At 73.9% G+C, this 11456-nt stretch carries 12 protein-coding genes; 2 read left to right on the top strand and 10 right to left on the bottom strand.

All coding sequences use genetic code 11. The features are described 5' to 3' along the window. The 4 genes from ACOACO_RS18605 to rimP form a co-directional block, all read right to left on the bottom strand. A partial coding sequence (locus tag ACOACO_RS18605; RefSeq protein ID WP_420297774.1) for a translation initiation factor IF-2 N-terminal domain-containing protein occupies positions 1-495 on the bottom strand: 495 nt, incomplete at its 3' end. A 62-nt stretch (positions 496-557) separates the two neighbouring features. Next, positions 558-983, bottom strand: a complete 426-nt coding sequence (locus ACOACO_RS18600) for a YlxR family protein (protein WP_420297773.1) — start codon at positions 981-983, stop codon at positions 558-560. A 38-nt stretch (positions 984-1021) separates the two neighbouring features. Further along, positions 1022-2008: a transcription termination factor NusA gene (nusA, locus tag ACOACO_RS18595; RefSeq protein WP_420297772.1), complete on the bottom strand. Its 987-nt coding sequence runs from the start codon at positions 2006-2008 to the stop codon at positions 1022-1024. Beyond that, on the bottom strand, positions 2008-2505 hold the full coding sequence (rimP, locus tag ACOACO_RS18590) for a ribosome maturation factor RimP (protein ID WP_420297771.1): 498 nt from the start codon (positions 2503-2505) through the stop codon (positions 2008-2010). The genes nusA and rimP overlap by 1 nt, the downstream gene beginning before the upstream one ends. Positions 2506-2732: 227 nt before the next feature. On the opposite strand from rimP, the gene ACOACO_RS18585 reads away from it, so the two are divergent. Together ACOACO_RS18585 and ACOACO_RS18580 are read left to right on the top strand one after the other, a co-directional pair. Then, positions 2733-3371: a hypothetical protein gene (locus ACOACO_RS18585; RefSeq protein ID WP_420297770.1), complete on the top strand. Its 639-nt coding sequence runs from the start codon at positions 2733-2735 to the stop codon at positions 3369-3371. After that, positions 3368-3865 carry a DUF4439 domain-containing protein gene (locus tag ACOACO_RS18580; RefSeq protein WP_420297769.1) on the top strand — a complete coding sequence of 166 codons (498 nt, stop codon included), beginning with the start codon at positions 3368-3370 and terminating at the stop codon, positions 3863-3865. The genes ACOACO_RS18585 and ACOACO_RS18580 overlap by 4 nt, the downstream gene beginning before the upstream one ends. 309 nt (positions 3866-4174) lie before the next feature. Here the strand turns inward: ACOACO_RS18580 and ACOACO_RS18575 are convergent, their stop codons facing one another. The 6 genes from ACOACO_RS18575 to ACOACO_RS18550 form a co-directional block, all read right to left on the bottom strand. Then, a complete protein-coding gene (locus tag ACOACO_RS18575; RefSeq protein WP_420297768.1) occupies positions 4175-5689 on the bottom strand; it encodes an acetyl-CoA hydrolase/transferase family protein in 1515 nt (504 codons plus the stop codon). A 5-nt stretch (positions 5690-5694) separates the two neighbouring features. Next, positions 5695-7473 (bottom strand): proline--tRNA ligase, encoded by a 1779-nt coding sequence (locus ACOACO_RS18570; RefSeq protein ID WP_420297767.1) that lies wholly within the window; start codon positions 7471-7473, stop codon positions 5695-5697. Positions 7474-7569: 96 nt separating this feature from the next. After that, positions 7570-7953 (bottom strand): DoxX family protein, encoded by a 384-nt coding sequence (locus ACOACO_RS18565; protein WP_420297766.1) that lies wholly within the window; start codon positions 7951-7953, stop codon positions 7570-7572. A 49-nt stretch (positions 7954-8002) separates the two neighbouring features. Beyond that, entirely contained in the window at positions 8003-8851 is an 849-nt protein-coding gene (locus ACOACO_RS18560) for a GNAT family N-acetyltransferase (protein WP_420297765.1), read from the bottom strand. 61 nt (positions 8852-8912) lie between these two features. Continuing rightward, a complete protein-coding gene (ispG, locus tag ACOACO_RS18555; protein WP_420297764.1) occupies positions 8913-10064 on the bottom strand; it encodes a flavodoxin-dependent (E)-4-hydroxy-3-methylbut-2-enyl-diphosphate synthase in 1152 nt (383 codons plus the stop codon). Positions 10065-10095: 31 nt separating this feature from the next. Beyond that, positions 10096-11448, bottom strand: a complete 1353-nt coding sequence (locus ACOACO_RS18550) for a M50 family metallopeptidase (protein ID WP_420297763.1) — start codon at positions 11446-11448, stop codon at positions 10096-10098. Between the last annotated feature and the right edge of the window lie 8 nt (positions 11449-11456).

Raw genomic sequence — 11456 nt, 5'->3', positions numbered from 1 at the left:
TCCGACTTGGGGGGCGCTGGGCGCGGACGGGGCGCCCGCAGCCGGGGCCGCGGGGGCGGCGGGGGCGGCGGGCGAGGCCGGACGCGGGCCACCCGGCTTGGGGCCGGGGGCGCCGGGACGCGGACCGGGCGAGGTGGGACGCGACGCCGGGGCGGCGGGAGCGGCCGGGGTGGCCGGTGCAGCCGGGGCGGCGGGACGTGCGGCGGGCGCCGCAGGCGTCGCAGGGGCGGCCGGCGACGCGGGACGGGCCGCGGGGGCGGACGGACGCGGTGCGCCGGGGCGCGGGGCGGACGACTCGGCGGGGGCGGCCGGGGCAGCGCCGCCGGCGGCCTTCAGCTCGGCGCCGAACTGCTTCTTGAAGCGCATCTCGACAGGCGGCTCGACGGTGGAGGACGCCGACTTGACGAACTCCCCCATCTCCTTGAGCTTGTCGAGGACGAACTTGCTCTCGACGCCGTACTGCTTGGCGAGCTCGTGAACTCGGGTCTTGGCCACGTTTCTCCTTCTGGCCCGTGACCCGGTTCGGGGGTCTCAGACCGTTGGTGGGTGTTGCAAACTCATCGCGAGGTACTCATCGAGTGCTCATGAGCTGCGTGCTCCAGCTTCTGGTCGCGGTCGCCCGGGGCGGGCGACCTCGTCGGTCGGTCAGGTCGTGGTGCTGCGAGCGAGTCCAGGTGCTCGGCCACGGCGTCGACGGGCAGTGCTCCCCCGCGCCGCAGGGCACGGGTGAAGGCCTTCCGCCGGACCGCGGTGTCGAAGCACTCGCGTGTGGGGTGCAGGTGTGCGCCCCGCCCGGGTGCGGACGACGACGGGTCCGGGGCGACGACCTCGCGGCCGTCCTCCCCGAGCCGCACGGTCACCCGCAACAACTCGTTCTTCGTGGCCCGTGCCCGGCACCCGACACAGGTCCGGACGGGCCCCTCCTCCGCGAGGGAGGTGGTGGGGGTGTCCGGACCCGCGGCAGACTTCCGCGCGCGAGCCACTCGTCACACTCTACTCCCCGCAGGGCGGGACGCCGAACTCAGGCCTCCGGGGCCTCGACGTCCTCCTCGTCGGAGCGGATGTCGATGCGCCAGCCGGTCATGCGGGCGGCCAGGCGGGCGTTCTGCCCCTCCTTGCCGATGGCCAGCGAGAGCTGGAAGTCGGGGACGACGACCCGCGCCGCGCGCGCCTCGGCGGAGACGACGGTGACGCTCGTGACCTGCGCCGGGGACAGCGCGTTCGCCACGAGGCGGGCGGGGTCGTCCGCCCAGTCGACGATGTCGATCTTCTCGCCGCTGAGCTCCGACATCACGTTGCGCACGCGCTGGCCCATCGGGCCGATGCACGCGCCCTTCGCGTTGACGCCGGGCACCGTGGTGCGCACCGCGATCTTGCTGCGGTGCCCCGCCTCGCGGGCGATGGCGGCGATCTCGACGGTGCCGTCGGCGATCTCGGGGACCTCGAGGGCGAACAGCTTCTTCACCAGGTTGGGGTGGGTGCGCGACAGCGTGACCTGGGGGCCGCGCATGCCCTTGCGGACCGACACGACGAGGCACTTGATGCGCTGGCCGTGCTCGTAGCGCTCCCCGGGGACGCGCTCGCCCGCGGGCAGCAGCGCCTCCAGCCGGCCCAGGTCGACCATGACGTCGTCGGGGTTGCGGCCCTGCTGGATGATGCCCGAGACGATGTCGCCCTCCTTGCCGGAGAACTCGCCGAACTTGATGTCGTCCTCGGCGTCGCGCAGGCGCTGCAGCATGATCTGCTTCGCCGTCGTCGCCGCGATGCGCCCGAACCCGGCAGGGGTGTCGTCGTACTCCCCGACCTTCGCGCCGTCCTCGTCGAGCTCGGCCGCGAGCACCCGGACGTGGCCGGACTTGCGGTCCAGCTCCACGCGGGCCTGCTCGCTGGCTCCCGGGCTCTTCTGGTACGCCGTGAGCAGCGCCTGCTCGATGGCCTCCAGGAGCACGTCGAGCGGGATCTCCTTCTCGCGCTCCAGCATCCTCAGGATGCTCAGGTCGATGTCCATCAGGCGTCCTCCTCCCCGGCGGAGCGCCGGTTGAACTCGATCTGCACGACGGCCTTGGCGACGTCGGCGTAGGCGATGCGGGTGGCGACCTCGCCCCGGGTCTCCGGGTCGATCTCGACACCGGTCTCGTCGCTCGCCCCGATGCGGCCGGTGACGGTGCCGCCCTCGACCAGGGTGATCTTGACGAGACGGTCGGCGTTGCGGCGCCAGTGGCGGGGGTGCACGAGGGGCCGGTCCACGCCGCGCGAGGTGACCTCGAGCGTGTAGGGCTGCTCGCCGAGCACGCCGGAGTCGTCCAGCACCTCGGAGACGGCCTTGGTGGCGGCGGCCACGACGTCGAGGTCCACGCCCCCGTCGCGGTCGACCGCGACCCGCAGCACCCGACGGCGGCCGGCAGGGGTCAGCTCGACCGACTCCACGTCGAGGCCCAGCGCGCTCAGCGGCCCGGTCAGCGCTGCCTCCACGGACTCCACGACGGCGTCCTGCCTGCTGCTCACGGTGCTCGCCTCCTGTGCTGTTGTCGACCTGCGGCGCGCATCGCCTCTCCGGCGGCGCGCCGGACCACCATAGCCCGCGGCGGCGCCCGCACCACAACGCCGACGGCGCCTCCCGACCCGGGCGCGGGCCGGGCGTGACGGGGCCCACGCGCGGGCGGCGAGAGGCCCGTGGCGGGGGCCACCGGTGCCGTTCCGGACCGCCCGCCGGGCCGCGCTAACCTCTGCGGGTGCGCGTGCCGACCTCCCCGCCGACCACGGCGTCGCACCCCTCCCCCGACCTGGTCGAGACTCCCGGGCCGCGCCCCGTGCCGCAGCCGGGTCCGACCCTCGCCAGCCGCCGTGCCGTCCTCGCGACGCCGGCGCTCGGGCTGCTCCTCGTCGCGTGCGAGGGCGGGGTCGGCGACCTCGGTGGGCTCGGCGGGCTCGGGGACGACGGCCACGCCGCGACGGACGCCGACCGCGGCCGGGTCGACGCCGCCGTGGCGGCGCTGCAGCAGGGCCGGGAGGCCGTCCGCGCCGCAGTCGACGGGCAGCCGGCGGCGCAGGTGCCCGCGGCGGGGCTCCTGGCGCTCCACGACGCCCAGCTCGCGCTGCTCGACGGCGCCCCGTCCACCGACGGTCCCTCCGGCACGCCGTCGGCCGGTGCCCCCTCCCCCGGCACCGCACCCGGCACCGCGCCAGGCACCGCGCCCGGCGACGACCTCCCGACCACCCTCGCCGCCGTCCGCGCCGCCGCCACGGTCGTGGCGACCACCCTGCTGGACCTGGCCGTCGAGGCCGACAGCGGGCTGCTGGCCCGCACGCTCGGCTCGATGGCGGCCGCCGTCGAGCAGCACCTCTCCGTCCTGCCCACGGGGGCGGCGTGAGGACGCGGGCCGAGACCGGGCCCACCGGCACCGCGAGCACCGCGAGCACCGGGACCGCAGGGGTCGAGGAGCGCGAGGCGCTGGCCACGACGCTCGCGGCCGAGCACGCCGCCGTCTGGCTCTACGGCCTGCTCGGCGCCCGGGTCTCCGCCTCCGCCGAGCCCGTCCTGCACGCGGCTCTCGTCGCGGCGTACGGCGCCCACCGCGGTCGGCGCGACCTGCTGGTCGCCCTGGTGCGCGACGACGGCGACGAGCCGGTGGCGGCGGCCCCGTCGTACGTCGAGCCCGGCCCGCTCGACGACGCCGCCCAGGTGCGGGCCGCGGCGCAGGACGCCGAGGCCGCCAGCGCGGTGACGTGGGGCGTGCTGGTCGCGAGCACGAGCGGTGAGCGACGTCGTACCGCGCTCGCGGGGCTGCGCGACGCCGCCGTGCGCCACGTCGGATTCGGCGGGGCGCCCAGCACGACGGGCGAGGGGCCTGCGGCGCCGGCCTGACCTGCTCCACCTCACGGACGTCCGGAAACGCGAGGAGCCCCGGCCTGGTGGCCGGGGCTCCTCGTGACTCGCGGCCCGATCCGCGAGATTCACCCGAGAGGTGCAGCGACGGACTCGGCCCCTCCGAGGAAGTCCCGAGATCTCCCTCGAGGGAGTCGAGTCCGGCGCTGCTGTCGAAACGCTGTGTCAGTTCGTTCCGTCCTGCACGAGTTTGTAGCCCGGACCCCTCGCCCGTAAACAGGAGGCCGTCTGCAGGTTCCTGCATTGCGAGAACCTGAGGGGGCCGCACCGCCCCGGGTGCGGTCCGGCTCACATGTGGCCGGTCTCCAGGTAGGACAGGTGCCAGGCGAACGCCTCGCCCAGCAGGTGCGGCGTGTGGCGGGCGTTCGGGCGCTCCGCCTTGGCCCGCTCCACGTAGTCGGTCAGCCGGTCGCGGTAGTCGGGGTGGGCGCAGTGCGCGATGACGCGCTCGGCGCGGTCGGTCGGCGACAGCCCCCGCAGGTCGGCGAGGCCCTGCTCGGTGACCAGCACGTGCACGTCGTGCTCGGTGTGGTCGACGTGGCTGACCATCGGCACGATGGAGGAGATCGCGCCGCCCTTCGCCGTCGACGGGGAGACGAAGAAGTTGAGGTAGGCGTTGCGGGCGAAGTCCCCGCTGCCGCCGATGCCGTTCATGATCGCCGAGCCCATGACGTGGGTGGAGTTCACGTTGCCGTAGAGGTCCGCCTCGATCATCCCGTTGATGGCGACGACCCCGAGGCGGCGCACGAGCTCGGGGTGGTTGGAGATCTCCTGGCTGCGCAGCAGCACCCGGCCCTTGTAGGAGCCCGGGTTGTCGAGGAAGCGGCGCACGCCGACCGGCGACAGGCCGAAGGACGTGGCCGACACCGCGGCCAGCTTGCCGGAGTCGAGCAGGTCGAGCAGGCCGTCCTGGATGACCTCGGTGAACGCGGTCATGCCCTCGAACTCGGCGTCGAGGAGGCCCTCCATCACCGCGTTGGCGACATTGCCGACGCCCGACTGCAGCGGCAGCAGGCTGGGCGGCATGCGGCCCGCCGCCACCTCGTGGCGCAGGAAGTCGACGAGCAGCTCGGCCATGCGGCGCGAGGCCTCGTCCGGCGGGTCGAAGGGGCTGTTGCGGTCGGGGGCGTCGGTCTCGACGATGGCGACCACCTTGGCGGGGTCCACCCGCAGGTAGGGGTCGCCGATCCGCTGCATGGGGTGGGTCAGCTGGATGGGGATGCGGTGCGGCGGCAGGGCCGTGCCGTGGTAGACGTCGTGGAAGCCCTCGAGGTCCCGCGGCTGCCAGCTGTTGACCTCGAGGATCACCTTCTCGGCCTGGTCGAGCCAGGTCTTGTTGTTCCCGACCGAGCTGCCCGGCACCAGCAGCCCGTTGGGCAGCACGGCGGCCACCTCGACCACGGCCACGTCGAGCGGCCCGTAGAACCCGAACCAGGCCTGCTGCGCCGAGTGCGACAGGTGGGCGTCGACGTAGTCGACCTCGCCCGCGTTGATGAGCCGGCGCAGCGTCGGGTCGCCGTTGTAGGGCAGCCGCTTGTCGAGGCCGTGCACGTCGGCGAGGCGGCCGTCGACCTCGGGCGCCGTGGAGGCGCCCGACCACAGGCCGACCCGGAACTCCTCGCCGCGCGCGTGCGCCGCCTCCATCCGCTCGGCCAGCGCGCCCGGCACGGCCTTGGGGTAGCCGGCGCCCGTGAACCCGCTGATGCCGACCGACATCCCGTGCTCGACGTGGCGCGCCGCCTCCTCGGCCGTCGTGACGCGGTCGACGAGGACGGGGCAGGTGATGCGACCCGCGGCAGCCACGGCCCTCAGCCCCGCACGACCTGTGTCACGCGGGCCACGACGTCGTCGACCGCGACGTCCTCCCGCTCCCCGCTGCGCCGGTCCTTGACCTCGACGACGCCGTCGGCCAGGCCCTTGCCGACCACGACGATGGTGGGCACGCCGAGCAGCTCGGCGTCCTTGAACTTCACGCCCGGGCTGACCTTGCCGGCGCGGTCGTCGTACAGCACGTCGAGGCCGGCCGCCGAGAGCCCCTCGGCGACCCGCTCGGCCGCGGCGAACAGCTCCTCGCCCTTGCCCGCCGCGACCACGTGGACGTCGGCCGGGCTGATCTCGCGCGGCCACACCAGGCCGGCGTCGTCGTGGTTGTACTCCGCGATGACCGGCACCGCGCGCGAGACGCCGATGCCGTAGGAGCCCATCGTCACCGTGACGAGCTTGCCGTTCTCGTCGAGCACCTGCAGGCCGAGCGCCTCGGCGTACTTGCGGCCCAGCTGGAACACGTGGCCCATCTCGATGCCGCGCGCGAGCTCGAGCGGCCCGGAGCCGTCGGGGGCCGGGTCGCCGGCGCGCACCTCGGCGGCCTCGATGGTGCCGTCGGGGGTGAAGTCGCGCCCGGCGACGAGGTCGATCACGTGCTGGCCGTCGACGTTCGCGCCGGTCACCCAGCGGGTGCCCGTCACGACCCGGGGGTCGACGAGGTAGCGGATCCCGGTCTCGGACTCCTCGCCCAGCACGGTCCGGCCGCCGTGGGCGGGGCCGATGTAGCCCTTCACCAGGGCCGGGAACGCCTTCATCTCCTCGTCGGTCATGGGCTCGACGGTGGTCGGCTCCAGCTGGCCCTCGAGGCGCTTCTGGTCGACCTCGCGGTCGCCGGGCACGCCGACCGCCAGGGGCTCGCGGCTGCCGTCGGGGTGGGTGAGCACCAGCAGCACGTTCTTGAGCGTGTCGCCGGCCTCCCAGGGCCGGTCCTCGCGGGGAAACGCCTCGTTGAGGTGGTCGACCAGCGTCGCGATGGTGGGCGTCGCCGGGGTGTCCTCCGCGTGGGCGGCGGGAACGTCGTCGTACGGCAGCGGCTCGGGGGCGAGCGTGGTGACCGCCTCGACGTTCGCGGCGTACCCCCCGGGGCTGCGGACGTAGGTGTCCTCGCCGACGTCGAGGCGCGCGAGGAACTCCTCGCTGCGCGAGCCGCCCATGGCACCCGAGGTCGCCTTCACGATCGCGTAGTCGAACCCGAGGCGGTCGAAGATCCGCACGTACGCCGCGCGGTGGGCCTCGTAGGACCGCTCCAGGCCGGCGTCGTCGACGTCGAAGGAGTAGGAGTCCTTCATGACGAACTCGCGCCCGCGCATGAGGCCGGCGCGGGGACGCGCCTCGTCGCGGTACTTCGTCTGGATCTGGTAGAGCCAGACCGGCAGGTCCTTGTAGGAGGAGTAGAGGTCCTTCACCGCGAGGGTGAACATCTCCTCGTGCGTGGGGCCGAGGAGGTAGTCGGCGCCCTTGCGGTCCTTGAGGCGGAAGATGCCGTCGCCGTACTCGGTCCAGCGGTTCGTCGCCTCGTAGGGCTCCTTGGGCAGCAGTGCGGGGAACTGCAGCTCCTGCGCGCCGATGCCGTCCATCTCGTCGCGCACGATCTGCTCGACCTTGCGGTAGACGCGCAGGCCCAGCGGCAGCCACGTGTAGATGCCCGGCGCGGCGCGGCGGATGTAGCCCGCGCGGACCAGCAGCCGGTGGCTCGGCACCTCCGCGTCGGCGGGGTCGTCGCGGAGCGTGCGGACGAACAGCTGGGACAGGCGCAGGATCATGCCCCGAAGGCTAGCGGGGCACCCGCGCCCGGCTCGCGGGGGTTTGCGGCCCCGCTGGGCTCAGCGGCCCCGACGACCCCGACGGCCCCGACGGGCTCAGCGGCCGGCGGCGCGCAGCGCGATGCGGATCAGCGGCAGCTGGAGGGGCAGGCGGGCGACGGTGCCCCAGCGGTAGGCCTGGTTGCGGCTGCGGCGGGCGCGCCACGCCATGGTGACGTTGCCCGGGAAGACGCCGACGAGGAGCGCGGCGCTGGCGAGCCCCGCGGCGGGCCGCGTGCGCGGGTGGAGCAGACCGGCGGCGCACACGAGCTCGGCGACCCCGGAGCCCTTGATGAGCGCCGTGCGGGCCGGGAGCGCACGCGGCACCAGCGGTTCGAAGGTCTCCGGGCGCACCAGGTGCACGACGCCGGAGACGGCGAAGCCGGTGGCGAGGCCCGCGGCCCCGAGGGTGAGCGGCGGCGCGTCGGTGGAGGTCGTCATGGCGCGAGGCTACCGCCGGGTACGACGCCCCCGCCGCCCGCGGGCGGCCTCACATCATGACGGTGGTGAACCGGGCGGTCTCGACGAAGCCGACCCGCTCGTAGGTGCGGCGAGCCGCGGTGTTCCAGTCGTTGACGTAGAGGGAGACCACGGGCGCGACGTCGGCCCGCACCGCCGCCACGACGGCGGCCATCCCGGCCGCCGCGAGCCCGGTGCCGCGGTGCTCCGGCGCGACCCACACGCCCTGCACCTGGGCGGCGTGCTCCGTGGCGCAGGCGACCTCGGCCTTGAACACCACCCGGCCCCGGTCGTCGAAGCGCGCGAACGACCAGCCGCGGGCGACGAGCTGGGAGACCCGGGCGCGGTAGAGGTCCGCGCCGCCCCCGCGTTCCGGGGAGACGCCCACCTCCTCGGTGTACATCGCCACGCACGCCGGGTAGAGGGCGTCGAGGTCGCCGCGCGTCGTACGGCGCACCGCGGGGTCGGGCGCGACGTGCGGCGCCGTGCGGATCTCGAGGTGGGGCTGGCCCGCGCGCACCTCCCGGGCGCGGCCCCAGCGGCCCCGCACCTCCTCCCAGAAGGTGTCGACCGCCACCCGGGGGCCGACGATCGTCGACACCGACCGGATCCGGTGCTGGGCGTGCTCCGCGAAGGCGACCGCGTCCTCGGCGCCGGCCTCGACCGGGACCAGGTTGGCCGCGACGTGGCAGGCGGCGACGAGCTCGCCCCCGGCGTACCGGCCCCAGACCTCGCCCCCGAGCCAGCGCGGCTGCAGGTGGGTGGTGCGCGCCCGGTGGGCGGCGAACACGTTGACGACCGGGTCCCGGTCGACGAGGCGCAGGAACTCCTCGACGTCGCCCGGGCCGAGCACCCGGATGCCCTGCCTCGTCGTCACCACGGACCGAGCCTAGTAGGCCGCTCGGTGGTGAGCGCGTTGAGCGGCGCGGTGAACGGTCGGCTCAGGAGACGGAGACCTGGGCCCCGGCGCCCTCGACGGGCTCCATGGACTCGGCGATGCGCATGGCCTCCTCGATGAGGGTCTCCACGATCTGGCTCTCGGGCACGGTCTTGACGACCTCGCCCTTCACGAAGATCTGGCCCTTGCCGTTGCCGGAGGCGACGCCGAGGTCGGCCTCGCGGGCCTCGCCGGGACCGTTGACGACGCAGCCCATGACGGCGACGCGCAGCGGCACCTCGAGGCCGTCGAGTCCGGCGGTGACCTGCTCGGCCAGCGTGTAGACGTCGACCTGGGCGCGGCCGCAGGAGGGGCAGGAGACGATCTCGAGGCGGCGCGGGCGCAGGTTGAGCGACTCGAGGATCTGCAGGCCGACCTTGACCTCCTCCACCGGCGGGGCCGACAGGGAGACGCGGATGGTGTCCCCGATGCCCTGGCTCAGCAGCGCGCCGAAGGCGGTGGCGGACTTGATGGTGCCCTGGAACGCCGGACCGGCCTCGGTCACGCCGAGGTGCAGCGGCCAGTCGCCCTCGGCGGCCAGCTGCTCGTAGGCGCGGACCATCACGACGGGGTCGTTGTGCTTCACCGAGATCTTGAAGTCGCGGAAGCCGTGCTCCTCGAAGAGCGACGCCTCCCACTTCGCCGACTCGACGAGGGCCTCGGGCGTGGCCTTGCCGTACTTGTCGAGGATGCGCTTGTCGAGGCTGCCGGCGTTGACGCCGATGCGGATCGAGGTGCCGTGGTCCTGCGCGGCCCGGGCGATCTCCTTGACCTGGTCGTCGAACTTGCGGATGTTGCCGGGGTTGACGCGCACCGCCGCGCAGCCCGCCTCGATCGCTGCGAAGACGTACTTCGGCTGGAAGTGGATGTCGGCGATCACCGGGATCTGCGACTTCCGGGCGATGGCCGGGAGCGCGTCGGCGTCGTCCTGGCTGGGGCACGCCACCCGCACGATGTCGCAGCCCGAGGCGGTGAGCTCGGCGATCTGCTGGAGGGTGGCGTTGACGTCGGAGGTCAGCGTCGTCGTCATCGACTGCACGGAGATCGGGTGCTCGCTGCCGACCCCCACCGAGCCGACCTGGATCTGGCGGGTCGTGCGACGGGGCGCCAGGACCGGCGGCGGGGCAGCCGGCATGCCGAGGGCGACAGTGCTCATGCCCTCGATGCTACGCGGGGGCGGCGAGCGCTCAGGAGTACGGGCTGAGCGGCACCACGAGGTCGCCCACGATGAGCACCACGCCCATCACCAGGATGGCCGACCCGACCACGTAGGCCACCGGCAGCAGCTTGGCGACGTCGACGTGCCCGGGGTCGGGGCGGCGCCGCAGCCGGGCGAGCCCGCGGCGCAGCGCCTCGTAGAGCGCGCCGGCGATGTGGCCGCCGTCGAGCGGCAGCAGCGGGATGAAGTTGAACATCCCGATGAAGAAGTTGAAGCCGGCGATCAGCAGCAGCAGGAAGACCACCTTCTCGGTGACCGGGAAGTCCTCGAGCGCCGTGGTCTCGCCCGCGATCCGACCGCCGCCGACGATGGACACCGGGCTCTCCGGGTCGCGCTCCTGCAGGCCCACGATGGCCTTCGCCACGCCGTACACCTTGACCGGCAGCTCGCCGAGCGCCTGCACGGTGCGGACGGCCATGCCGCCCATCTCCTCGAGCGTGTAGAGCACACCGCCCGTGGCCAGCTCGGTGCGCGGCGTGATGCCGAGGAACCCGACCGGCTCGGTGACCGCGGGGTCGTCGGTGGTGGGGCGGGGCGTGACGAGGGTGTTGGTGGTGAGCGTCATCCGCTCGCCGTCGCGGACCACCTCGATCGCCGCGACGCCGTCGGAGTTCTCGCGGATGAGCGTCTGCAGCTGCTGCCAGTCGGTCACCTCGGCGCCGTTGAACCCGACGATCTCGTCGCCCTGCGCCAGGCCGGCGGCCTCCGCGGGGGTGTCGGGGTCGCCCGCCTCGCACACCCGGCCGGTCTCCTCGGCCGGCACGACGCACGGCGAGACCGCCTGGACCGTCGTGGTGGTCCGCACGTCCTCGACGTTGCCGTAGGTGGCGAAGAGGCCGGCGAAGATGCCGAAGGCGATGAGGATGTTGACGCTCGGTCCGGCCGCCATGACGACGACCTTCTTCCACCACGTCAGCTTGTAGAAGAGCCGGTCGGCGTCCTCCGGCCCGATGGTCTCCCACTCGGCCGCCCGGGCGTCGCTCACCAGCTGGGTGAACATCCCGGTGTTCGACTTCCGCACCCGGTAGACCGGCCGGCCGTCGGGGTCCACGCCGACCTGGTCGGCGTGCTCGTCGCCGCCCGGCGGCAGCATGCCGACGATCTTGACGTAGCCACCGAGCGGGATGGCCTTGACGCCGTACTCGGTCTCCCCCACCTGCTTGCTCCACACCGTGGGGCCGAAGCCGATGAAGTACTGCGTCACCTTCGCGCCGAACGCCTTCGCCGGGACCATGTGGCCGAGCTCGTGCAGGCCGATCGAGACGAGGATGGCGACGACGAAGACGACGACCCCGAGGGTGTAGAGCAGCACTTCGGTCATGCGGGGTC

Origin of the sequence: Nocardioides sp. CPCC 205120 (genome assembly GCF_048654585.1) — a bacterium.
Classification (GTDB): domain Bacteria; phylum Actinomycetota; class Actinomycetes; order Propionibacteriales; family Nocardioidaceae; genus Nocardioides.
Note: the sequence above shows the minus strand (reverse complement) of the source record. Positions and strands in the feature narration are given on the sequence as shown.

Coding starts and splice junctions, on each gene's coding strand:
- ACOACO_RS18570 (WP_420297767.1), bottom strand. CDS start 7,473: ATGATCCTGCGCCTGTCCCAGCTGTTCGTCCGCACGCTCCGCGACGAC.
- nusA (WP_420297772.1), bottom strand. CDS start 2,008: ATGGACATCGACCTGAGCATCCTGAGGATGCTGGAGCGCGAGAAGGAG.
- ispG (WP_420297764.1), bottom strand. CDS start 10,064: ATGAGCACTGTCGCCCTCGGCATGCCGGCTGCCCCGCCGCCGGTCCTG.
- ACOACO_RS18565 (WP_420297766.1), bottom strand. CDS start 7,953: ATGACGACCTCCACCGACGCGCCGCCGCTCACCCTCGGGGCCGCGGGC.
- ACOACO_RS18550 (WP_420297763.1), bottom strand. CDS start 11,448: ATGACCGAAGTGCTGCTCTACACCCTCGGGGTCGTCGTCTTCGTCGTC.